We start from the raw sequence: 21,688 nt of genomic DNA on the forward strand, positions 1-21,688 counted from the left end.
GCATGACATTGCAAGCCTGGGGACTGGCCTGCGCGCGCGGCGGGCGTAGCCTGTTCAGCGGCGTGGCGTTCGAGCTGCGTGCCGGCGAGGCGCTGTGGGTCAAAGGCGGAAACGGCAGCGGCAAGACCAGTTTGCTGCGCCTGCTGAGTGGACTGGGCGTGCCGCAGGAGGGCGAAGTGCGCTGGAAAGGACGCACCATACGCAGCCAGCGCGAGGACTACCACGGGGAGCTGCTGTACTGCGGTCACGCCGCCGCCGTCAAGGACGATTTGTCGGCGTGGGAAAACGTGGCCATGGCCAGCAGCCTGGCGGGGCGGGCTTGCAACCGCGCGGACGCGGAGCGCGCGCTGGAACTGGCGGGGCTGGGACACATGGCGGCGCTGCCGGGGCGGGCGCTGTCGCAAGGCCAGCGGCGCCGCGTCGCGCTGGCCCGGCTGTTCCTGCCGTCGCTGCCCGCCTTGCTGCTGCTCGACGAGCCGTTCGCCGCGCTCGATGCCGCGTCGGCCGACACCCTGTGCGCCCGCATCGCCGGGCATCTGGGGCAGGGCGGCATGGCGGTCTACACCACGCACCAGGCGCATGCACTGGAGACGGGCAAGTTGCAAGTGCTCGACCTGGAGGCCGGTGCCGGCATGGGCGCCCCGGCGCATGGCGGGCGCCACGCGGCCGGGCCTGCCCCGCCGGCGGCGGCCGGCGCAGATGGCGGCAAGGCATCGGCCGTCGTGCACGAGGGGGGCCTGGCCTGGAGGGGCGGCGCCGACGGCGGCGCGGCGCGCCCGTGCTGACGGTACTCGGCTGGACGCTGCGGCGCGACCTGCTGCTGGCCTGCCGCCGCCGCGCCGACGCGCTGGGGACGCTGACCTTCTTCGTCATGGTCTGCACCTTGTTCCCGCTGGGCGTCGGACCGGAAGCGGCGCTGCTGCGCAGCATGGCGCCAGGGGTGCTGTGGGTGGCCGCGCTGCTGGCCGCGACGCTGTCGCTGGGCCGCTTGTTCGGCCAGGACCATGCCGACGGCACGCTGGAGCAGATGCTGCTGTCGTCCGAACCGCTGGCTGTCATCGTCGCCGGCAAGGTCGCGGCGCACTGGCTGGTGTCCGGATTGCCGCTGGTGCTGCTGTCGCCGCTGCTGGCCCTGCAGTTCGACCTGCCGCGCGACGCGCTGGCCGTGCTGGCCCTCAGCCTGCTGCTGGGCACACCGGTCCTGAGCCTGGTCGGCGGCGTGGCAGCCGCGCTGACGCTGGGCGTGCGCGGCGGCGGCGTGCTGGTGGCGCTGCTGGTGCTGCCGCTGTACGTGCCGGTGCTGATCTTCGGCGCCGGTGCGGCCGCGGCGCAGGCTGGCGGCACGTCAGGCGAGGCACACCTGCTGCTGCTTGGCGCCATGCTTGCCGCCGCCGGCGCACTCGCGCCCTGGGCCACCGCCGCCGCGCTGCGGATTGCGCTGGAATGATGAAACCCGATAACCGACATGAAGGAATAGAAAGTGCATAGTTTAAGTTCCGATACAGGCGTCGCCGCAACCGCCGGGGCCAACAGCTGGCTGCGCTTCGCATCGCCGCAGGCCGGCTACGCGCTGGCCGGCAAGCTGGCGCCGCCGCTGCTGGTGATCGCCTTCTGCCTGGCGGCCGCGGGCCTGTACACGGGCTTCCTGCTGGCGCCCACCGACCACCAGCAAGGAGATGCTTACCGCATCATCTTCGTTCACGTGCCGGCCGCGTGGCTGTCGATGGTGATTTACGTCGCCATGGCCTTCTGGGCCGGTCTCGGCCTGGTGCTCAACACGCGCCTGTCCGCCATGATGGCCAGCGCGCTCGCGCCCAGCGGTGCGCTGTTCGCTTTCCTGGCACTGTGGACCGGCGCGCTGTGGGGCAAACCCACGTGGGGAACCTGGTGGGTCTGGGACGCGCGCCTGACGTCCGAATTGCTGCTGCTGTTCCTCTACATCGGCTTCATTGCGCTGCAGGCCGCCATCGACGATCCCCGCCGCGCCGACCGCGCGGGCGCCGTGCTCGCGCTGGTGGGCGTGGTCAACGTGCCGGTGATTTACTTCTCGGTGCAGTGGTGGAACACGCTGCACCAGGGCGCGTCCGTCTCCCTGCGCAGCGCACCGGCCATGGCCGCGCCCATGCTTCTGGGGATGTTGCTGATGGCGCTCGCGCTATGGGCTTACGCGGCCGGCGCCACGCTGCTGCGGCTGCGCAGCATCGTGCTCGAACGCGAAAAGAACGCCGGCTGGGTGCGTCGCCACGTGGAGCAGCGGCCATGATCTGGAACAGTTTCGCGGAATTCGCCGCCATGGGCGGCTACGGCGGCTACGTTTGGGGATCCGTCCTTGCCGTCGCTGCGACGTTGGCGGCCGAGCTGGCGCTGCTGGCTGCGCGCCGCAGGGCCGCGTTGGCTGCGGCGCGGGCGGCGAGCCGGTACGCATCGGGCCGGGCAGGCGCCGATGGAAGGACCGCTGCGAGCGAGTACATAGCGGGCGGGTACGAAGCAGGCCAGTACGAAACTGACAAGGCCGAAACGGGCCAGAACGAAACAGGCAAGGATGAAAACGGTCAGGACGACACGGGCCTGGAAGATATCGGCTGGGCATACATACATCAGCCGGCCGCGCCAGGGAGGCGGCCATGACGCGCCGCCGGCAACGGTTCCTGCTGCTGGCCGCAGGCCTGGCCGCGCTGGGCGTGGCGGCCTGGCTGGTGCTGTCGGCGTTCCAGAAGAACCTGGTCTTTTTCTTCACGCCGACCCAGGTTGCCGCCGGCGAGGTGCCCAGCGGCCGCAGCTTCCGGCTCGGCGGCATGGTGCAGCAGGGCAGCCTGCGGCGCAGCGCGGATGGCCTCGGCGTCAGCTTCATTGTCACCGACATGAGGCGCCAGCAGCAGGTGCGCTATCGCGGCATCCTGCCGGACTTGTTCAAGGAAGGCAAAGGCGTGGTCGCGCAAGGCAAGCTGGGAGCGGACCTGCTCTTCGTGGCCGACGAAGTACTGGCCAAGCACGACGAAAACTACATGCCTCCCGAAGCGGCCTATGCGCTGGCGCAGGGTAAGCAGGCCTCCGGCCAGGCGCGGCAAGCGGAAGCGCTACCGGGCGCGTCGGCCGCCGCTGCCGCAGCCGCCGCGGCCGAGGAGACGAGATGATCGCGGAACTCGGTAACTTCGCGCTGATGCTCGCCTTGAGCATCGCGCTGCTGCAAGGCAGCCTGCCGCTGATCGGCGCCTGGCGCGGGAACGCGCGCTGGATCGCGCTGGCGCGTCCGGCCGCGGCGGCGCAGGCGCTGGCGGTGGCTTTCGCTTTCGGCTGCCTGCTGTTCGCCTTTGCGCAGAACGACTTCTCCGTCGGCTACGTGGCGGCGCACTCGAATTCCATGCTGCCGCTGCAATACCGCATCGCCGGCGCGTGGGGCGGCCACGAAGGCTCGCTGCTGCTATGGGTACTGATGCTGGCGTTGTGGACCGCCGCCGTGGCGCGCTACAGCAGCCAGCTGCCCGATGCCATGGCGGCGCGCGTGCTCGGCGTACTGGCCCTGATCAGCGTTGGCTTCCTGTGCTTCATGCTGTTTACGTCCAACCCCTTCGGCCGATTGCTGCCCGCCGCGCGCGATGGCCGGGACCTGAATCCGCTGCTGCAGGACCTGGGCATGATCATCCACCCGCCGCTGCTCTACATGGGCTACGTCGGCTTCTCGGTCGCCTTCGCCTTCGCCGTGGCGGCGCTGCTGGGAGGACAGCTGGACGCGGCATGGGCCCGCTGGTCGCGTCCCTGGACGCTGGTGGCGTGGTCCTTCCTCACGCTGGGCATCTTCATGGGCAGCTTCTGGGCCTACTATGAACTGGGATGGGGCGGCTGGTGGTTCTGGGACGCGGTGGAAAACGCCTCCTTCATGCCCTGGCTGGTCGGCACGGCGCTGGTGCACTCGCTGGCCGTGACCGAAAAGCGCGGCAGCTTCAAAAGCTGGACCGTGCTGCTGGCCATCCTCGCGTTCTCGCTGTCCCTGCTGGGCACCTTCCTGGTGCGCTCCGGTGTGCTGACGTCCGTGCACGCCTTTGCCACCGACCCGCAGCGCGGCCTGTTCATCCTCGTATTCCTGGCCATCGTCATCGGCGGCGCGCTGGGACTGTATGCGTGGCGCGCGCCGTCCGTCGGGCTGGGCGGCGGCTTTGCGCTGTTCTCACGCGAGTCGCTGCTGTTGCTGAACAACGTGCTGCTGCTGACGGCCGCCGCCACGGTCCTGCTGGGCACGCTCTACCCGCTGTTCCTGGACGCGCTGGGCCTGGGCAAGATCTCCGTGGGACCGCCGTACTTCGACGCCGTGTTCGTGCCGCTGATGCTGCCCGTGCTGCTGTTCATGGCGGCCGCTCCGTTCGCCGCATGGCGCAGCGACTCCTGGCGGGCCGTGCTGCGCCGCCTGGCCTGGGTGGCGCAAGCGGCCTTGCTGGCCGGCGGTGCCGCGCTGCTGGGCTGGAAGGCGACGCCGATGGTGGCGGGCGGCTTGATGCTGGCTGTCTGGATACTGCTCGGCACCGCGCTGCACCTCGCGCAGCGGCTCGCGCCGGGCCAGGACGGCACGCTGCTGCTGCGCATTGCGCGCCAGCCCCGCAGCTACTGGGGCATGCTGGCGGCGCACGCCGGCATCGCCGTGTTCGTCGTCGGCGTCACGCTGGTGAAAGGCGGCGAGACCTCGCAGGACGCCAGCATGCGCGTCGGCGACGAGGTACGCAGCGGCGAACTGCGCTACAGCTTCACCGGGCTGGAAAAGGTCGACGGCCCCAATTATGTGGCGGCGCGCGGCACGTTCGAAGTTTGGCGCGGCGAGCAGCGCGTGGCCGTGCTCCGGCCGGAAAAGCGCTATTACACCGTGCAGCAGATGCCGATGACGGAAGCCGCCATCGACCGTGGCTGGAGCCGCGACCTGTACCTGTCGCTGGGCGAACCGGGGCGCGAGGGCGCCTGGCTGGTGCGCATCCAGCACAAACCCTTTGTCGGCTGGATCTGGGCCGGCTGCCTGATCATCGCCGCCGGTGGCTTCCTCGCCGCCAGCGACAGGCGTTACCGCATCGGCACGGGGGCGCGGCAGCCTGCCGCACCGCGCCGGCAAATCAATACGGCCGTTGCCGAAGGAGTGATATGAGACGTTTTCTGCTACCGTTGGGCATATTCGCAGTGCTGCTGGCTTTTCTCGGCATCGGCTTGCGCCTGAAACCGCAAGAGATCCCGTCGCCGCTGATCGACAAGGCGGCGCCGGCGTTTGCGCTGCCGCGCGTGGAGGATGGCGCGCGGCGCTTCGATACGCAGGACATGCAGGGCAAGGTATGGCTGCTCAATATCTGGGCGTCCTGGTGCGGTCCATGCCGCGCCGAGCATCCGGTGCTGGTCGATTTCGCCAGCCGCGGCGTGGCGCCCGTGGTGGGCCTGAACTACACCGACAAACTGCCCGACAGCGTGCAGTGGTTGAAAGAGCACGGCAATCCCTATCTGGCGTCCGCCTTCGACGGCGACGGGCGGGTAGGCATGGAGTACGGCGTCTACGGGGTACCGGAGACCTTCGTGATCGACAAGCATGGCCGCATCCGGTACAAGCACGTCGGGCCGGTGACGCCCGAGGTGGTGCGCGAGAAGCTGCTGCCGCTGATACAGGAGCTCAATCGTGGCTAGGCGGCGGGCCGCCTTGCCGTCGCTGTTGCTGGCCGCCAGCGCCTGGGCGCTGCCCGCGCCTGGGCCGGAGGCGCCGGGCAGCGTACTCGATCAACGGGTAACGCACCTCGCCGGGCAACTGCGTTGCCTGGTGTGCCAGAACCAGACCATCGCCGACTCGCACGCGCAGCTCGCGCTGGACCTGAAGGCGCAACTGCGCACGCAACTGGCGCAGGGCCGCACCGATGAGCAAGTGATCACCTTCATGACGGAGCGTTACGGCGACTTCGTTCTTTACAGGCCCCCGGTGAAGACCGTCACCTGGCTGCTGTGGTTCGGGCCGTTCGCCTTGCTGGCTGCGGGCTTGCTGATCCTGTTGCGGGCGTTGCGCCGCCAGGCCGCGCTGCCGCACCTTACTGAAGAGGAAAATTCATGATGACATTCATATTGAGCGCCGGCGTCATGCTGGCGTTGGCATTGTTGCTGGTGTTGCGGCCATTGCTGGCGGGCGGGAAGGTGCCCGGAGGAGGGCCGGGGCAGCGGCAAGCCGGCGGTGCCGGTGCGGCTGGGGCGGGCCCGCTGCGCGGCCAGGCGGTGCTGGTGTCGCTCATGGTGGTGGCCTTGTCCGTATCGCTCTACTATGGGCTGGGCACGCCGCGCGGATTGCAGCCGGAAGCCGCGCCGGCGTCTGTGGTCGGGCCGGACCAGGTACAGGCGATGGTCGCGCGGCTGGCCGCCCGGCTCAAGGAGCAGCCCGGGGATGCGGCCGGCTGGCGCATGCTGGCGCGTTCCTATGAAACGCTGCGCCGTTTCGACGACGCGGCCGAGGCTTACCGGCAGGTGATCAAGCTGGAAGGCGAAACCGCCGACCTGCTGGTCGACTATTCGGTGGCGCTGGGCATGTCGACAGGGCAGCGGCTATCGGGTGAACCGCAACGGCTGCTGGAGCGGGCGCTGGCGCTCGATCCCAACCACGTGCAGGCACTGGCGCTGCTGGGCAGTGCCGCGCTCGAAACCGGCGACCGGGCCGGCGCCGTGCGGGCCTGGAAAAGAATCCTGGCCCTGGTCCCCGCCGATTCGGAAATCGGCCGCTCGATCTCCGCCAGCATTGGCAAGGCGCAAACTGCCGGCCCAGCCCGCTAATACAGCCGGGCCCGGCGCGGCATTGCGCAGCGCCGCCGGGCGCTGCCGTTTTCTAGTTGGCCGCGAAGCAGTACAGCAGGCCCGCGCCGCCGGTGCTCACCAGGTTGGCCTGGCTGCAGCCACGGCTGGCGTGCGTGGAATTCCACGAAGTGTTGCCGCCGCCGCTGCGGTCGAAGTGTCCCAGCTGGGCTGATCCTTCCGCTGCGCTGCTGGTGTAGTTTTTACAGGTGTGGTCGGCCGCGTCCGCGTAGGCGCGGCCTTCCGGCGTCGATCCGGTGAGGATGTCGTGCTCGTTGGGCTTGTCGCCCGAGCCCTTCACCGCCTCGTTCTTCTCGCTCAGCACCGTGTTGCGGCTCAGGTTGTTGCCGAGGCGCGCCGCTTCCAGGGTGTCGCCATGCAAGTGCGCCACGTCGCGCGCGATCTGCACGCCGCGCGCATTGAACCATGGTCCCTGGCCGATGCGGTCGCGCGCGTTGATGGCGGGCTGGCCGTCGGCCGGCTGCGTGCTGAGATAGGCGCGCCAGGTCTTCTGGCCCGCGCCGACCGACGCGGCCAGCTTCTGGCAGTGCGCGTCCGCGCCGGCGATGCCGCCCAGGTCCGCGCCTTTGCCGCTCCCTTCGCTGGTGACGAAGAAGCTGAACGGCTTGGCCGGATCGGTCGAACGGGCCGTGCCGGGGCCTGCCGCCGGCGCTGCCTGTGCCGCACCTTGGCTTGCGGCCGATGCCGATACTGATGCGGGCGCTTGCGCGAGGGCACCGCCGGAGCAAGCCATGGCTACCGCCGTGGCGGTAGCGCACCGCAGCGTGGTGCCGTGGAGTTTCGATGCATGCATGGCTCAGTCCTTTGCCTTGAAATCGTCGTGGCAGCTCTTGCAGGAACGCTGCAGCTTGCCGAACTGCGCCTTGATGGCGGCGACGTCGCCGCCATTGGCCACCGTCGCCAGCTCGCCGGCTTCCTTACCGAAACTGGCGGCCAGCTCCGCGAAGCGCTTGCCGTCCTTGAACAGTTCCGGTTTGGCAGTGGTGTCGTGCCAGCCCTTGCCTTGCTCGGTGGCGGGCGCGAACAGCGCGCCCAGGCCGCCGTTCGCGATGGCGGCAATGCTGTTGGCCGCGCGCTGCACTTCGTCCTTGTTGTACTGCCCGTCCAGCGAGGCCTTGATGCGGCCGGTGTTCCAGGCCAAGACCTGGAAGGCGGACTGACGCCACTTGATCAGCTGTTCGGGCTTGGGAGCCTGCTGCGCCAGCACGCTGGCCGGACCGGCCAGGATGGCCAGCGCCAGGGCCGGCGCGGCGATTTTTCCTATAAGTTGCTTCATGCTATTCCTTATGGTGATGGTCAAGCGGATTATTTGGCGCGGCCGCCATAGCCCTGGGTCAGGGTGGCGATCTTGTATGCGGCACCACGGCCGACGGCATACAGGGTCTTCTTGTCTGAACCGGCGAAGGCGAGGTTCTGCGGCGGCTTCGGCAGCGCGATGACACCGAGTGCTTCGCCCTTGGCGGAGAAGACCTGGATGCCGGCGGTGGAGGCGACGTACACGCGGCCGCTGGCGTCGACTGCCAAGCCGTCCGCGCCGCTGCTGGAGGCGCCGGTGTCGGTCTTGCGCCAGCCTTCCAGTTTGGCGAAGTTGCGGCGCGGACCGACCTTGCCCTCGCCGGTGATGTCGTAGGCCAGCACGTATTCGCCTGCCGTGTTGGCGACGTACAGCGTATTCTCGTCGGGGCTGAGCTGGATGCCGTTCGGGCGTTCGATGTCGTTCGCGAGGCGTGTCAGCGCGCCTTCGGGGCTGATGTAGTAGACGGCGGGCTTGGCAGGGGCCGGCTGGCCCGCCGGCCGCGCCGGAGCATTCGCGTTCGGGCCGGAATCGGTGAAGTAGACGCCGCCCTTGCGGTCCAGCACCAAGTCGTTGGGACGGCCGAAGGACTCGCCCTCGTAGCGCACCGCCAGCGTGCGGGCGCTGGAGGCGGGCTGGATGATGCCGACGCGCGCGTCCTGCACCTGCACGGCGTACAGGTCGCCGTCAGCGTTGAAGGCCAGGCCGTTGGCGCCGTTGGTGTTGTCCAGGTAGGTGGAAGTGGAGCCGTCCGGCGCGATGCGCGTGATGCGGTTGGCCGGGGTCTCGGTGAAGATCAGGCTGCCGTCCGGCAGGACCAGCGGGCCTTCGGTGCCGTTGAAGCCGTCCTTGATCAGCTCGACCGGCGTGCCGGCGGCGACCACGCCTGCGATGGCGGGCGTCCTGGACGTGTCCTGCGCGTAGGCGGACGTGGCGGATGCCAGCAGCAGGGCTGCGGCGAGGGCGAGTGCGTGTTTGCGGTATACCATGGTTTTCCTCAGGATTTGCGGGCGCGGGCGGCCAGTAGCTGGACGGTTTCAAGGGCCTTTTCGACATTCGCGGCGGGCGATACGCCGCCCACGGTGGCGGCGATGCGGCCGTCCGGCGTGACGATGAAGGTGGTGCGTTCTGTCCTGCCGTGGTCGATGTCCAGGCCGCGCGTGTCTTTCTTGCCGGCGTCGGCCTGCTTGATGGCGAGGTCGTAGGAGCGGGCGATCTTGCCGTCGGCGTCGGCAGCGACCGGGTACTTGCCGGCGCAGTAGTTCGGGTCGGCCGAGAAGTCGTTCAGGCGCGCGATGCTGTCGAGCGAGACGCCGACCACGGTGGCGCCGGCCGCCGCGAATTTCTCATGGTTGACGGCGAAGGCGTGGGCCTGGATATTGCAGCCGCCGGTGTAGGCGGACGGGTAGAAATAGACCACCACCGGGCCTTTCTTAAGCGCGTCCTTCAAAGAAAAGTCGAAGGCTTTGCCGGCCAGCGAGGCTTTGGCGGTAAAGGCCGGCGCGTTGTCGCCGTCCTTCAGCGCGGCGCCGGCTGGCAGGGCGATGGCCCCTGTGGCCAGCAGCGCGTAGATCAGGTGTTTCATGATGTCGGACTCCCGTGTTGACTTGGTTTTATAAATTGCTACATTTCAGATACGTATTGCGCGAGCGCTTCGATTTCCGCGTCGCTCAGCGGGGCGGCGGCCTGGTTCATGGCGCCGCCCGGACTGTTGCGGCGCGCGCCGCTGCGCCAGTCGTGCAGTTGCTGCGCCAGGTAGCGCAGGCCCTGGCCGCCTATCACCGGCGCCACGCCTGCCACGCCCTGGCCCGCGGCACCGTGGCAAGCGGCGCAGGCGGCAACCCTGCGGGAGCCGTCGCCGCGCTGGTAGAGCTGCTGCCCGGCGCCTGCTGGCGGCACGTTGAACACCACGGAAGCGCCGGCCCGCGTGGCCGTGCCGCTTCCGGCTCCGGGACTGCCGCCGCCAGCCGCGCCGGCACTGGCACCGGCGCCGGCACCGGCACCGGCACCAGGTGCACCGCCGTTGGCGGCGCTTGCGGGCATGGCGGGCTGCGAAGCGAAATAGGCAGCGATGTCGGCCAGGTCGGTGTCGCTGATGCTGCGCGCCATCATGGCCATGAAGTCGTGCTTGCGCTTGCCGCTGCGGAAGTCCTCGACCTGCTTGACGATGTAGGCCTGCTGCTGCCCCGACAGGCGCGCGAACTTGCCCTGCTCGCCGTTGCTGTAGCCCTGGCCTACACCGGCCGCGCCGTGGCACTCCAGGCAGCGCTCGGCGTCGGCCTTGTCGCGGCCGGCCACCGGGTCGCCCTTGCCGGCGATGGCGCTGGTGCACAGCACCGCCGCCACCGCCAACGCCGCCGGGCGGCACAAGCTGCTGATTGCGATGCGTATGGCTTACTCCTTCTTGTAGAACGTGTGGCAGGTGCGGCAGGTGCGCGACAGCGTAGTTGCCGCCGTGGTGGCCGGCTCGAACTTGCCCGCGCCGACCAGCGTGACGATTTCCGCCGACAGGTCCTTGCTCTGCTTCGCCAGGTCGACCGCGTTCTTCGCTTCGCCCTTGTGCTCGAAGAAGATTTCCACTTCAGCGAACATGCGGGTCAGCTCCTTGGCGTCCTCGCTGGCTCCCTGCTTGTTGGCGAGGGCGATGTTGGACGACAGGCTCTTGTTGGTGTCCTCGATGTTCTGCATCAAATCCACACTGAGCTCGTTGTCCGCCGACCGCACGCCCGCCGACAGCGCCATGGATACCGTGAGTAGAAAAAGTACTTTACGCATAACCCTGCCTACGCCAGCAGCTCCTTGACGACTTTGCCGTAGACCACCGTGGGGCGCTCGGAACGGCCGTTGTTGAGGTAAGTGGTCTTGAGGTGATCGAGACCCATGAGCTGCAGCACGGTGGCGTGCAGGTCGTAGGTATCGACCGTCTTGTCCTTGTCGGCAGCCTGCAGGCCGATCTCGTCGGTGCCGCCATAGGTGGAGCCGGCCTTGATGCCGCCGCCCGCCACCCATTGCGTATAGCCCCAGGGGTTGTGGTCGCGGCCATTGCCGCTTTGGCCGTAGGAGGTCCTGCCGAATTCCGAAGCCCATACCACCAGCGTCGATTCGAGCAGGCCGCGCGCTTCCAGGTCCGCCAGCAGGCCGCCGATCGGCTTGTCTATCATGCGCGAATTGACGCTGTGATTTTTCTCCAGTTCGCTGTGCGCATCCCAGCTGGTGATCTCGGTCTGGCCATCCGGCGCGCCGGAAACCACCTGGATGAAGCGCACACCGCGTTCCACCAGGCGGCGCGCGCGCAGCAGCGTGGTGCCGTAGCTGGCGCTCGTTTCGTCGTTCAGGCCATACAGCTCCTTGGTGGCGTCGCTTTCCTTGGACAGGTCCACCGCCTCGGGCGCGGCCACCTGCATGCGGTCGGCCAGATCGTAGGAACGCAGGCGGGCTTTGAGCTCCGTGTCGTTCGGGTAGTGCGCGGCTCCCTGCAGGTTCAGGCGTTTGAGCAGGTCCAGCGAAGTGCGCTGCTGCTCGGCGGTGCGCAGTTCCGGACGCTCCAGGTACAGGATGGGGGACGGGCCGGGACGGAAGGCCGTGCCCTGGTAGACGGCGGGCAGGAAGCCGGAGTTCCAGTTCACCGAGCCGCCCTGCGGTTCGTTCTTGCCGTTGTAGAGCACCACGTACGACGGCAGGTCGGGGTTGGCGCTGCCCAGCGCATAGCTGATCCAGGCGCCCAGCGAAGGGCGGCCCGGACTCAGGTCGCCGGTGTTCAGCTTCAGGATGGAAATGTCGTGCGTGGCGCCCACCGTCACGCTGGACTTGATGAAGGCGATCTTGTCGGACTGGGTGGCGATGCTGGGCACCAGGTCGGAGAACCAGTGGCCGCTTTCGCCGTGCTGCTTCCATTCGCGCTTGGAGGCGAACAGTTTGCCCACGCCGCCCTGGGTGCTGGTCTTGATCCCCTTGAGGAAGGACGCGGGCACGTCCTGGCCGGCCAGCTTGATCAGGTCCGGCTTGTAGTCGAACAGGTCGAGCGTGCTCGGGGCGCCGTTCATGTGCAGCCAGATGACCGACTTGACCTTGGCGGGAATATGCGGCTGCCTGGGCGCGAGCGGGTCCGCCAGTTCTGCGGCGGTGGCTGCGTGCAGCAGGCCGCCGCCGGGCAGCAGGCCGCCCAGTCCGGCGGCGCCCAGGCCGAGGCCCGATTTAAGCAGGAAGTCTCGACGTGATGTGATGCTCATGGTGCATTCCTTCTAGTTAGTAGTGTGATGGGTCGGATCAGAAGCGGTAGGCGAAGTCGTTCGAGTTGGCCACGGTGTGCACCAGGTCCACCAGCGCGGCCGCCCGCACGGGGTTGATCTGCTGGCTCTGTTTCAAGCCCGTCGGCACCGCCACGGCGAATTTGCCGTCGCTGGTCTTGGCCTGGATGATCTTTTCCTGCTTGTCGAGGAAGTCCTTCAGGGCCACCCGTTCGGTTTTGCTGGGGGTACGTGCGAACAGGATTTCGTACAGGCGGTTCAGCTGCGCGGTTTCATCCTTGCCCGCTTCGCGGATCACGCGGCCGGCCAGCGCCTGCGACCAGCCGAACACCACGTCGCTGTTGAACAAGGTGAGGGCCTGCAGCGGCGTGGTCGTGACGCTGCGCTTGTGGTGGGCCTGCGAAGGATCGGCCGGGTCGAAGCTCTGCGTCAGCGGGTAGGGCACGCTGCGGCGCACGAACACGTACACGCTGCGGCGGTTGGTCTCGTGCGGATCGGCCGACGGCGTCCACAACTGGCCGGCGCTGAAGTTCGACGGCACCGGCGGGAACACGGCAGGGCCGCCGATCTTGTCCTCGAGCTGGCCCGACGCGGCCAGCAGCGAGTCGCGGATCTGTTCCGCTTCCAGGCGCTTGCGCGGGTAGACCGCCAGCAGCTTGTTGTCCGGATCCGCTTTCAGCACGTCGCTGCGCTCGGACGAGGACTGGCGGTAGACGCTCGACAGCAAGATCTGGCGGTGCAGCTTCTTGACGCTCCAGCCTTTTTCCATGAAATCGGCCGCCAGGTAGTCCAGCAGTTCGGGGTGCGTGGGTTTCTGGCCGGCGCGCCCGAAATCGGCCACCGTGGCGACGATGCCGTTGGCGAAGTACTGGCCCCATACGCGGTTGACGAAGACGCGCGCCGTCAGCGGATTGTTCGTGCTGGCCAGCCAGTTGGCCAGCGCGGTGCGGCGGCCCGAGGAGTTCGCGGTCGCTACGATCTCGGGCTTGGCGTTGCCGGCCCACAGGGCGGGCAGGCCGGGCTGCACTTCCTCCAGCGGACGCTCGTGCACGCCGCCGAAGCGCACCTGGGTGGGGGGCGAGTCGGCGTGGCCCAGTTCGGTGGCTGCGGTCAGGTTCAGGCTGCCTTTTTCAGGGCGCAGCTTGTCGAACTTGCGTAGGTCGGCAGTGAGTTTCTGGTACTGCTTGTACTTCTCGACGTTTTCAGGCTTGTAGTCGGCGCTATCCTTGTCCTCGGCGCTCAGGCGCAGGTACAGCACCACGTCCTGCTCGGTGCTGACGGATTTCAGCCGGAAATTGACCCAGCGGTCCATCGCCGTCCAGTCCTTTTCGGGCTTGAAGATGGCTTCGCGGCTGTCGGTCAGGTAGCGCTCCTTGTGGTACTTCACGCCCACGTCGCGCACGGTATCGAGGATGGCCTTCTGTTTGGCGCGGATATCCTTGGTCGCTTCACGATAGACGGCCATCTGCTTCTCGTACGCGAGTTCGGCCTCGCCCTTGGCGGCGGGAACCTTGTCGTCGAAGCTGGTGTTGGCGAAGAAGGCCTGCAGCTGGAAGTATTCCTTCTGGCTGACGCGGTCCGCCTTGTGGTTGTGGCAGCGCGCGCAGCCCACTGTGGCGGCCAGGAAGGTTTCGCCGACCATGTCGGTCATGTCGGTGGCGATCTGGTATTTGCGCTGGACCAGGTCGCGCGAGTTGTAGTTGTCCGGGTAGCCGGCCAGGAAGCCGGTGGCGACCTTGGCTTCCTGGCTGTCCGGCCACAGCTCGTCGCCCGCCAGTTGCTCCTTGATGAAGCGGTCGAATGGCTTGTCCGAGTTGAACACGTTGATCACGTAGTCGCGGTAGCGGTAGTTGTTGGGGCGGGTCTGGTCGTTCTGGAAACCGGCGCTGTCGGCGTAGCGCGCCAGGTCCAGCCAGCGGCGCGCCTGGCGCTCGCCGTAGTGCGGCGACGACAGCAGGCGGTCGGCCAGCTTCTCGTAGGCGTCCGGCGAGCGGTCGCCCACGAAGGCCTGCACTTCCTCGGGCGAGGGGATCAGGCCCCAGGCGTCCAATGTGGCGCGGCGGATGAAGGTGGCGCGGTCGGCGTCGGGCGATGGCTTCAAGCCCTGCGCCTCCAGCTTGGCCAGCACGAATGCATCGATGGGCGTGCGCACCCAGGCCTTCTGCTTTACCGCCGGCTCGGCCGGGCGCTGCACCTGGCTGTAGGCCCAGGCCTTGGCTGGCGCCGAGGATGCGGTGGCGGAGGCTTTTGGATCCGGGGCGGCGGTCTTGTCGTCCGCCGCGACGGTCAGCGCGGCGGAGGTGAATAACAGCACGGCGATCGATATGGTCTTCAATTTCATTGACGGGCTCCTGTTGAATGTGGCGATGTTCAAGCTTGTATTGGCAACTACCGTGCCAAGCCCGCGCGTTTCGCCCGACACTTGCAAGTGTTTGATTTGAAAGGGATCTGCGGGCGCGGATTAGGGCCCGCGGCGCGTGGCCTGCTGGCTGGCGTACACACGCCAACCAGCGCTGCTACGCCAGCATCAGCCTTAGAGCTTGCCGCTGACGACCACGCCCAGCCAGCGCGGCACGGCGGGGGTGTAGGTGTTCCAGGTGCGCGTGAGCGGCGCGTCGTTGCCGAAGGCGTTCTTCACCAGCAGGCTGACGTCGAAAGACTGGCTGCGCGTGCCCAGGCCGATAGCCAGGTCGGTGATGCTGGACGCGCCTATCCAGCCGTAGCTGGACAAGGTGTTGTCCGAGTTGTAGCGGCTGTTGTATGCGGTGTTGAAGCTGGCGTGGAACTCCTTGTTGCCCCACACCGGCACGCGGTAGTCGGCGCCCAGGTTGAGGGTGACCTTGGACGCGCCGGGCAGCTGCTCGCCGCTTACGTCGCGGTAAGGCGCCGCGCCCGTAAAACCGTTCTCCACCGGCTGGGCCGAGTTCTTGAACTCCTTGTACTTTGCGTCCGTGTAGGCGCCGGCGAAGCGCAGCGTGACGTTTTTGATGCCGTTGTAGGCGCCGTCGACCTCCAGGCCCTTGGCCTGCACCTTGGGCACGTTGCCGGTGGCGGTGGTGAAGTAATTCTGGCCGTCGTTGTTCAGGCCCGTGGTGTAGACGTCCAGCACGCGCACGGCCTGCTGGTAGTCCTTGATGTTCATCAGGAACAGGTTGGCGTTGATCAGCAACTGGCGCTCGAACAGCGCGGATTTGAGGCCGGTCTCGAAAGCGTTGGTCTTCTCCTTGCGGACCAGGTTCGACACGCCGTTGGTGAGCTGCGAGATGCCTGCTTTCTCTCCGTACTGCCAGGAGGCGTAGCCCGTCAGGTCCTTGCTGAATTTGTAGGAGGGACTGAGCACGAAGGCGGGCAGCGTATCCTTGAACGGCGCGGCCTCGGTGTCGTTGAAGACGACGCCGACCTGCGACAGGCGGATGGCCTTCGCGTCGGCCACCTGGCGTTTCTGGGCGTCGGTCAGGCCGGCATAGGCGCTGCCGGGCACCGCGCCGGCGGGCGCTCCGAAGTATTTATTGGCCGCGGCGTCGGCGACGCCGAGCTGCGCGGCGCTGTTGCCGGCGCGCAGCTGGCCCAGGCTGTCCGAGCTGAAGCCCCCGAACTGCACGCCGTTCACGCTGACCGGATTCAGCTCGGCCGCGTTGCCGTAGTTGTTGACCAGCGAGTGGCCCTTGTTCTTGCGGTTCTCGTGCGTGGCGCGGATGCCGGTGGTCAGGGTCAGCGGTTCGGACAGGTGCCAGTTGGCCTGCGCGAAGATAGCGGCGCTCTTGTTGCGGATGTCCTGCACGCCGGCCGGCGAGTTGAAGGACATCTGCAGGCGGTCCAGCGAGTTTTGCAGCAGGTAGCGGCCCGCGGCGTTGGCGTCCAGGCGGTTGTACTGGTCGCGGTTGGCGTACCAGGCGCCGGCGTCGTTGCCCCATTCGCGGCGGTAGTCGGCCTGGTTGTCCACCTTCATCAGGAAGATGCCGGTCTGGTAGTCGACGAAACCGCCCGGCGCGGAACTCAGGCGCAGTTCCTGGCTCACCTGGCGGTAGTCATTCCAGAAGCCGCCGGCGTTGCGGTGCACGTCGAACGGCGTGCCCTCGTCATTGGTGGCGTTGAAGTGATAGTCCTTGTAGGCCGTGATGGAGGTGATGTTGTGCGTGCCCAGATACCAGTTCAGCTCAGCCGACGCGCCGTTGCTGCCGGTGACGAGCGGGCGCTGGTTGTCGTTGTTGACGACGTTGCGGCCGCCGCCGTAGAGGAAATCGTCCTGGTAGCTGTAGCCGCTTTGCTGCGTGAACCAGCGCCGCGCCAGGCGGGTGGAGACGTCCGTGGACAGGTTGGTGTCGGTGCCGTTCGCGTATTTCGCCGGCGTTGGCGTATTGATGGTGCGGCCGTTGTAGGTTTCGCCGCCGCGCGGCTGGGCGTCGAGCGCGATGCGCGCGCTGAACGATGGATCCGGTGTCAGCAGGAATTGCAGGCGGCCGGACACGCGGTCCTTATTGGTGTAGGTGATGTCCTTGTTGTAGGCGTTCTTGATGTCGCCTTCGCCCTTGCTCACGCTGAGCGACGCGCGGTAGGCCAGCAGGCCATCCACGATGGGGCCGCCGGCGGCGAAGCGCCCCAGCACGGTGTCCTGCTGGCCTATGGTCAGCGAGTACGACGCGTCCGGCGTGAAGGCGGGCCGGCGGGTGGTGACGTTGACCACGCCCACGCTGGTGTTCTTGCCCAGCAGCGTGCCTTGCGGGCCGCGCGTCACTTCCACCGCGTCGACGTCGGTGAAGTCGTAGCTGGACGAGAGCGCGTTGTAGGCGTAGTTCACGCCGTCGACGATCAGGCCCACGCTCGGGTCCTGGGCCTCGGTCTGGCCCTGCTTGCCGACGCCACGTATCGACAGGCTGGCGGTGCGCTGGTTGCCCTGGTTCCAGGACACGTTGGCGGCGCGCTGCGTCAGCGACTTGATGTCGGTCGCCTGCAGCCGGTCGAGTTCCTTGCCGGTGACGACGGATACCGACAGCGGCACGTCCTGCAGGCGTTCCAGGCGGTTGCGGCTGCGCACCGTCACTTCGCCCAGGGTTTGCGATTCTTCCTGCGCCGGCTCTGCGGCCGATGCCGATGCCGGCGCCGGTGCGGCTGGCGGTGCCGCTGGCGCTGCGGATGCCGGGTTCTGCGCCGCGATGATCTGCTTCAGGCGCGCGATTTCGGCCTGCAGTTCGGAGACTGTTGGATCGGCCGCGTGCAGCGGCGCGCTGGCCAGCAAGGCAATGCCGGCCAGGGTCGCTGCAATCGGGGACAGGCGGAAAGGAAGGGCGGGGCGGTAGGCTGCGTGTATGTGTTGAGTCATTGCCGGGCTTTCTGAAAACAAGGAAGAAAGCCTACTTTCAGCAAGTTGCGTACCAACGCACAAGCCCGCATGGGTGCTGGGTTTGCGGTTTCCCGCTGTTGCAGCAGCAGCAGGGGCGCGGCCCGCTTGCGCCCGCCGCTGCTGCAATCCGGTCAGCTCAGCCGGTCAGCTTAGCCGGGCGGGGACGGACGCGTGGCGTTCCGGGCCGTCCTGATGGCCAGCCAGCGCGGCCAGCGTCGGCGCGCTCCCGTATAGGCCAGGGCTGCCGGAACGGACAGCTTGACGCGGGTGCCGCCGTTCGCGTTGCCGTCAATGTCCAGTTTCCCGCCGATGCGGCCGGCGCGCTCGCGCATGCCGAGCAGGCCCCAATGTTTGACGGACCGGCCATCCTCAGCCTCGTGGCCGGCCTGGCCATCCTGGCCCTCCTGCGCCGGAGGGGGCATGCCTTTGCCGTTGTCCGTCACCGTGAGCGTGAAGGCCACCGTGTCGAAACCGAGGCGAACCTCTATCTTGCTGCCGTGCGCGTGGCGGAAGGCGTTGTTGACCGCTTCCGTTGCGATCGAGCAGACCTCTTCGGCCACCTGCGCCTGAAGCTCGGCCCGCGCGCCCTCCACCTGCAGGCTGAGCGCTGTGCCGGGGTTGTTTTCCTGCTGCAGCCGGGTGGCGCGCTGGATCGAGTCGGCGACATCGCCCACGTGGCCGCTGCGCAGTTCGTGCACCTGGTCGCGCCCTTCGACGATGGTGCTGTCCGCGTGTTCGAGGATGGAGGCCAGTTTGCCGCGCGCGCCGCTGTCGCCCGGCAGCTCCATGGACAGGCCTTCCAGCCGCAGCACGATGCCCTGCACGTTTTGCAGGAAGGTGTCGTGCAGGGTGCGCGCAATGCGTTCGCGTTCGGCCATGCGCACCTGCAGCCGCTCCGCCACTTTGGCCGTGGCCGCGCGCAGCCTGTATATGTAGAGCAGGTAGAGCGCGCCGGCCCCAACGAACAGGCACAGGGCCTTGAACCACAGCGTTTGCTGGAAAGTCGGCGCGATATTGAAGCGCAGCGCGGTCTCCTCCGTGCCGGCCAGGCCGTCTTCGTTCATGGCGCGCACTTTGAAGGTGTAGGCGCCGGGTTCCACGTTGGTGTAGTAGGCCTCGCGGCGCGCGCCCGCGTCTTGCCAGCCGGCGTCGACGCCGGCCAGCTGGTACTGGAAAGCCACCCTTTCGGGTTTGCCCAGCGCCGCCGCGGTGAACGCCACGCTCAGGCTTTGTGTAGCCGGCGGCAGCCGCAGGCCGGGCAGGGGCGGGTAGTCCTTGCCGCCGGCGCTGACGTGCCTGATGTTCGTCTGCGGCGGCACCGCGTTGCGGCGCAGCTGGTTTGGGTCCAGTGTGACGGGGCCTTCGGTGGTCATGATCCACAGCTTGCCGTCGGCGGAGGCGAGGATGCTGGCCAGGCGGCTGCTGACCGCGGCCTGGCCCGGATAGCCTTCCAGCGCATCGATCAGCTCCAGCCGCAGCGGCAGGTCGGGACGGGCCATGGCTGCGCGCCAGTCGTCCGCCCGAACGCGGACCAGGCCCTTGCCGCCATTGAACCAGCGGTCCCCCTCCGCCGTTACGGCCATCCCGCTGACGCCGTTCAGCACTTCGGGATGGGGCGCGTTCAGTTTGCGGAAGCTGCCGTTCAGCAGCACCGCCAGTCCCTTTTCACCGCCCGCCACGATGTCGGCGCCGGTGAATATGCCGGTGAAGAAGCCGACCATGCTGCCGTCGTATGGCGTGAGCTTGCCGTTGTCGTAGAACTGGATCGAGCCGTCCGGACAGGTTAGCCACATCTGGCCCTTGCCGGCGGCCGCGCCGACGTAAAGGCGTGGCGGAAGGTTGAAGCTGCTGCGCGGCCGCCATGTCCCGTCCACCAGGCCCAGCATGCCGAATTGGGCGGTTGCCACCCACAGCACCGCGCCGTCGTCCAGCATGCCCAGCACATTGATATCGATTTCCTTGCCGTCCGGCGCGCGCGGCAGGGGGATCTGTGTGACTTGGCCCTGGTAGCGGCGCTCGATAGTGCGCGGGCCGGCCAGCAGCAGCGCGCCGTCGCGGTCGTTGGCCACGCGGCGGTAGGCCTGCCGGCGGTCCGCCACCGGGGCTGCCGCGCCGCTGAAGTGCCAAGCGGTGGCGGTGACCTGGTCGACCATCCATACGCTGTCGTCGGCGCCGCGCGCCATGCTGAAGGTTTCGTTCGCGCCGGGGACGTGGGCCGGGATGATCTTGTTTTCGCGGAAGCGCTCCAGGCCGGCCTGGGTGGAGATCCAGACGTTGCCCTCCATGTCTTCCAGCACGCCGCTGGCGACCAGCGAGGACATCTGCCATGGCTGGTCGAGTTTTCCGCTGGCCTGCGCGGCCGGGTCCAGCACCGCGTCCGGGCGCTGGGCCGCAGCCGACATCAGGCTGAGGCCCGATGGGCTGCCGATGGACCACAGGTTGCCGTCGCGGTCGAATTGTCCGCCCACGCGCGATTCGGACTGGTTGAAAAAGGCCGCGCGCGGTTTGCCGGCGCCGTTCGCCGCGGCAGCCGGATTGGGTATCAGCCGCACGCCGTCCGCCGCAGCCATCCACAGGCGGCCGTCCGGCGACTGGGTGAGGCGGCCATTGACGCCGTCGAAGGGGACTTGATCGAATCGCGCGCCCGGCTGTCTGCGTACGAACAGTTCCGTTTCGGTGGAGACCCACAGCTGGCCATACTGGTCCATCAGTACCGTCCGGGCCAGCGTGGCGGGCAGGCCTGCCTGCGGGCCGGCCTGGCGCCATTTGCCCTTCGCGTACTGGTGGACGCCGCCCGGGCCGGCAGTCCAGAGGCTGCCATCGCTGTCGACGGCGAAGGTGGATGCGATGCCGTTGGGCGAGTCCAGCGGGGCGATTTGCTCCAGTTCGCCGTTCTTGTGTATGACCGAGACGCCGCCGCCCATGTAGCTGACGTAGAGGTCGCCGTTGGCTCGGGCCGCCAGCCCGAAGACGCGCTGGCGCGGCATGTCGCCGCCGCGCGGGCGGAAGCGTTCGAATCGCACGCCATCGAAGCGGTACAGGCCTGCCGGCGTGGAAAGCCACAGCCAGCCGTCGGGCGTTTGCGCCATGGACTGGATGCCCGGCGGGGCGCCGTCCCGCGTGGTCCAGATGGTGTGGTTGAAGTCTTCCAGCCGGGTACGCGGGTTCAAGGCGGCGGCTGGACCCGCCGCACACAGCGTTGCCGCCGCGATCAGGGTGGCCAGTTTGCAGGAGCGGATGGTTGTCAGTGTGGTCTTCATGGACGCAATTGAACGTTTCGCATTTATTTGTTTATACCTGAATCGCGCGTGCGCGGCAACGCGGCGGCTGTTGGCTGCGCAACAGGGTGTTTCGGGAATTGGTGGTACGCCAGCAGGGCGGCGCCTGCCGGGACTGCCCCGGCCGGGGACGCCGAAAGCCGCTTCCTCCTTTAACGACGGGCGCCATTGTCCAAGGGAGTAGGTCCCGCAGGCTCTGGCACGATAGTTGCGATCCCCCATGGCAGAGAAGATCCATCCACCATGAAGGCGAACCATGAAACCATTGAAAACCGTATTGACCCTGGTACTGGCGATTTCCGCATCGGCAGCCTTTGCGCAGCAAGCACCGAAACCGTGGACTTACAAGACCAGGCAGCTTGCGCGCGCGGAAGTCGACGCGCTGCTCGCCAAGCCGGAGCAGCTGCTCGTGATCGACGTGCGCCGCCCGGACGAGCTGACCGCGAAAGGCAGCTTCCCCGTCTACCTCAACGTGCAGGCGAAGGAGGTTGGGCAGAACCTGGCCTTCATACCGAAGGACCGCGCCATCATCACCGTGTCCAATCATGCCTACCGCGCAGGCGAAGTGGGCGACCTGCTGACCAGCAAAGGCTACAAGGTTGCCGGCGCGGCCGGCTCCGAAGACTACGAAGCGCAGGGCGGCAAGATCACCCGCGTCGCGCCGCCGCCACCGCGCCAGCCCGCCGCCGTGGCCGCCGCGCAGTAAGCGGGAGGACAG

General features: G+C 67.8%; 20 protein-coding genes. 10 read left to right on the plus strand and 10 right to left on the minus strand.

What is annotated here, in order from left to right; genetic code table 11:
• The first annotated feature begins 2 nt into the window (after positions 1–2).
• Genes ccmA through ACSQ8Y_RS05770 form a run of 9 tightly spaced genes read left to right on the plus strand, consistent with a single transcriptional unit; the run spans position 3 to position 6,771 of the window.
• A complete protein-coding gene (gene ccmA / locus ACSQ8Y_RS05730; protein WP_436265490.1) occupies positions 3–785 on the plus strand; it encodes a cytochrome c biogenesis heme-transporting ATPase CcmA in 783 nt (260 codons plus the stop codon).
• Entirely contained in the window at positions 779–1,447 is a 669-nt protein-coding gene (gene ccmB / locus ACSQ8Y_RS05735; protein ID WP_436265491.1) for a heme exporter protein CcmB, read from the plus strand. The genes ccmA and ccmB overlap by 7 nt, the downstream gene beginning before the upstream one ends.
• A gap of 33 nt (positions 1,448–1,480) precedes the next feature.
• Positions 1,481–2,263 carry a heme ABC transporter permease CcmC gene (ccmC, locus tag ACSQ8Y_RS05740; RefSeq protein WP_436265492.1) on the plus strand — a complete coding sequence of 261 codons (783 nt, stop codon included), beginning with the start codon at positions 1,481–1,483 and terminating at the stop codon, positions 2,261–2,263.
• Complete coding sequence (gene ccmD, locus ACSQ8Y_RS05745; protein WP_436265493.1) at positions 2,260–2,628, plus strand: heme exporter protein CcmD; 369 nt, start codon at positions 2,260–2,262, stop codon at positions 2,626–2,628. Before ccmC ends, ccmD begins: the two co-directional genes overlap by 4 nt.
• A complete protein-coding gene (ccmE, locus tag ACSQ8Y_RS05750; protein ID WP_436265494.1) occupies positions 2,625–3,134 on the plus strand; it encodes a cytochrome c maturation protein CcmE in 510 nt (169 codons plus the stop codon). Before ccmD ends, ccmE begins: the two co-directional genes overlap by 4 nt.
• Entirely contained in the window at positions 3,131–5,125 is a 1,995-nt protein-coding gene (locus ACSQ8Y_RS05755; RefSeq protein ID WP_436265495.1) for a heme lyase CcmF/NrfE family subunit, read from the plus strand. The genes ccmE and ACSQ8Y_RS05755 overlap by 4 nt, the downstream gene beginning before the upstream one ends.
• On the plus strand, positions 5,122–5,649 hold the full coding sequence (locus ACSQ8Y_RS05760) for a DsbE family thiol:disulfide interchange protein (RefSeq protein WP_436265496.1): 528 nt from the start codon (positions 5,122–5,124) through the stop codon (positions 5,647–5,649). The genes ACSQ8Y_RS05755 and ACSQ8Y_RS05760 overlap by 4 nt, the downstream gene beginning before the upstream one ends.
• Complete coding sequence (locus tag ACSQ8Y_RS05765; protein WP_436265497.1) at positions 5,642–6,064, plus strand: cytochrome c-type biogenesis protein; 423 nt, start codon at positions 5,642–5,644, stop codon at positions 6,062–6,064. The genes ACSQ8Y_RS05760 and ACSQ8Y_RS05765 overlap by 8 nt, the downstream gene beginning before the upstream one ends.
• Positions 6,061–6,771 (plus strand): tetratricopeptide repeat protein, encoded by a 711-nt coding sequence (locus tag ACSQ8Y_RS05770; protein ID WP_436265498.1) that lies wholly within the window; start codon positions 6,061–6,063, stop codon positions 6,769–6,771. The genes ACSQ8Y_RS05765 and ACSQ8Y_RS05770 overlap by 4 nt, the downstream gene beginning before the upstream one ends.
• Positions 6,772–6,823: 52 nt before the next feature.
• Here the strand turns inward: ACSQ8Y_RS05770 and ACSQ8Y_RS05775 are convergent, their stop codons facing one another.
• From ACSQ8Y_RS05775 to ACSQ8Y_RS05820, 10 genes are all read right to left on the minus strand, one after another.
• Positions 6,824–7,603: a lectin gene (locus ACSQ8Y_RS05775; RefSeq protein WP_436265499.1), complete on the minus strand. Its 780-nt coding sequence runs from the start codon at positions 7,601–7,603 to the stop codon at positions 6,824–6,826.
• Between the two features lie 3 nt (positions 7,604–7,606).
• Positions 7,607–8,086, minus strand: a complete 480-nt coding sequence (locus tag ACSQ8Y_RS05780) for a c-type cytochrome (RefSeq protein WP_436265500.1) — start codon at positions 8,084–8,086, stop codon at positions 7,607–7,609.
• 29 nt (positions 8,087–8,115) lie between these two features.
• Positions 8,116–9,093 carry an SMP-30/gluconolactonase/LRE family protein gene (locus ACSQ8Y_RS05785; protein ID WP_436265501.1) on the minus strand — a complete coding sequence of 326 codons (978 nt, stop codon included), beginning with the start codon at positions 9,091–9,093 and terminating at the stop codon, positions 8,116–8,118.
• An 8-nt stretch (positions 9,094–9,101) separates the two neighbouring features.
• The gene (locus tag ACSQ8Y_RS05790; RefSeq protein ID WP_436265502.1) at positions 9,102–9,689 is read right to left on the minus strand and encodes a peroxiredoxin; all 588 of its coding nucleotides are present in this window, start codon (positions 9,687–9,689) and stop codon (positions 9,102–9,104) included.
• A 38-nt stretch (positions 9,690–9,727) separates the two neighbouring features.
• Entirely contained in the window at positions 9,728–10,474 is a 747-nt protein-coding gene (locus tag ACSQ8Y_RS05795) for a c-type cytochrome (protein WP_436265503.1), read from the minus strand.
• A gap of 24 nt (positions 10,475–10,498) precedes the next feature.
• On the minus strand, positions 10,499–10,879 hold the full coding sequence (locus tag ACSQ8Y_RS05800) for a hypothetical protein (protein WP_436265504.1): 381 nt from the start codon (positions 10,877–10,879) through the stop codon (positions 10,499–10,501).
• Between the two features lie 8 nt (positions 10,880–10,887).
• The gene (locus ACSQ8Y_RS05805) at positions 10,888–12,333 is read right to left on the minus strand and encodes a DUF1501 domain-containing protein (protein WP_436265505.1); all 1,446 of its coding nucleotides are present in this window, start codon (positions 12,331–12,333) and stop codon (positions 10,888–10,890) included.
• Positions 12,334–12,370: 37 nt separating this feature from the next.
• Positions 12,371–14,692, minus strand: a complete 2,322-nt coding sequence (locus tag ACSQ8Y_RS05810; protein WP_436265506.1) for a DUF1549 and DUF1553 domain-containing protein — start codon at positions 14,690–14,692, stop codon at positions 12,371–12,373.
• Between the two features lie 192 nt (positions 14,693–14,884).
• Complete coding sequence (locus tag ACSQ8Y_RS05815; RefSeq protein WP_436265507.1) at positions 14,885–17,671, minus strand: TonB-dependent receptor; 2,787 nt, start codon at positions 17,669–17,671, stop codon at positions 14,885–14,887.
• A gap of 170 nt (positions 17,672–17,841) precedes the next feature.
• Positions 17,842–20,952, minus strand: coding sequence for a triple tyrosine motif-containing protein (locus ACSQ8Y_RS05820; RefSeq protein ID WP_436265508.1), 3,111 nt, complete (start codon positions 20,950–20,952; stop codon positions 17,842–17,844).
• Positions 20,953–21,226: 274 nt separating this feature from the next.
• Here ACSQ8Y_RS05820 and ACSQ8Y_RS05825 point away from each other — a divergent pair, with 274 nt between their 5' ends.
• Positions 21,227–21,676 carry a rhodanese-like domain-containing protein gene (locus tag ACSQ8Y_RS05825; protein WP_436265509.1) on the plus strand — a complete coding sequence of 150 codons (450 nt, stop codon included), beginning with the start codon at positions 21,227–21,229 and terminating at the stop codon, positions 21,674–21,676.
• The last annotated feature ends 12 nt before the right edge of the window (positions 21,677–21,688 follow it).

The organism is Pseudoduganella sp. LjRoot289, assembly GCF_964252925.1.
In the GTDB taxonomy this organism is placed as follows: domain Bacteria; phylum Pseudomonadota; class Gammaproteobacteria; order Burkholderiales; family Burkholderiaceae_D; genus Rugamonas.

Coding starts and splice junctions, on each gene's coding strand:
- ccmA (WP_436265490.1), top strand. CDS start 3: ATGACATTGCAAGCCTGGGGACTGGCCTGCGCGCGCGGCGGGCGTAGC.
- ccmD (WP_436265493.1), top strand. CDS start 2,260: ATGATCTGGAACAGTTTCGCGGAATTCGCCGCCATGGGCGGCTACGGC.
- ccmE (WP_436265494.1), top strand. CDS start 2,625: ATGACGCGCCGCCGGCAACGGTTCCTGCTGCTGGCCGCAGGCCTGGCC.
- ACSQ8Y_RS05755 (WP_436265495.1), top strand. CDS start 3,131: ATGATCGCGGAACTCGGTAACTTCGCGCTGATGCTCGCCTTGAGCATC.
- ACSQ8Y_RS05760 (WP_436265496.1), top strand. CDS start 5,122: ATGAGACGTTTTCTGCTACCGTTGGGCATATTCGCAGTGCTGCTGGCT.
- ACSQ8Y_RS05770 (WP_436265498.1), top strand. CDS start 6,061: ATGATGACATTCATATTGAGCGCCGGCGTCATGCTGGCGTTGGCATTG.
- ACSQ8Y_RS05775 (WP_436265499.1), bottom strand. CDS start 7,603: ATGCATGCATCGAAACTCCACGGCACCACGCTGCGGTGCGCTACCGCC.
- ACSQ8Y_RS05780 (WP_436265500.1), bottom strand. CDS start 8,086: ATGAAGCAACTTATAGGAAAAATCGCCGCGCCGGCCCTGGCGCTGGCC.
- ACSQ8Y_RS05785 (WP_436265501.1), bottom strand. CDS start 9,093: ATGGTATACCGCAAACACGCACTCGCCCTCGCCGCAGCCCTGCTGCTG.
- ACSQ8Y_RS05790 (WP_436265502.1), bottom strand. CDS start 9,689: ATGAAACACCTGATCTACGCGCTGCTGGCCACAGGGGCCATCGCCCTG.
- ACSQ8Y_RS05800 (WP_436265504.1), bottom strand. CDS start 10,879: ATGCGTAAAGTACTTTTTCTACTCACGGTATCCATGGCGCTGTCGGCG.
- ACSQ8Y_RS05805 (WP_436265505.1), bottom strand. CDS start 12,333: ATGAGCATCACATCACGTCGAGACTTCCTGCTTAAATCGGGCCTCGGC.
- ACSQ8Y_RS05810 (WP_436265506.1), bottom strand. CDS start 14,692: ATGAAATTGAAGACCATATCGATCGCCGTGCTGTTATTCACCTCCGCC.
- ACSQ8Y_RS05815 (WP_436265507.1), bottom strand. CDS start 17,671: ATGACTCAACACATACACGCAGCCTACCGCCCCGCCCTTCCTTTCCGC.
- ACSQ8Y_RS05820 (WP_436265508.1), bottom strand. CDS start 20,952: ATGAAGACCACACTGACAACCATCCGCTCCTGCAAACTGGCCACCCTG.
- ACSQ8Y_RS05825 (WP_436265509.1), top strand. CDS start 21,227: ATGAAACCATTGAAAACCGTATTGACCCTGGTACTGGCGATTTCCGCA.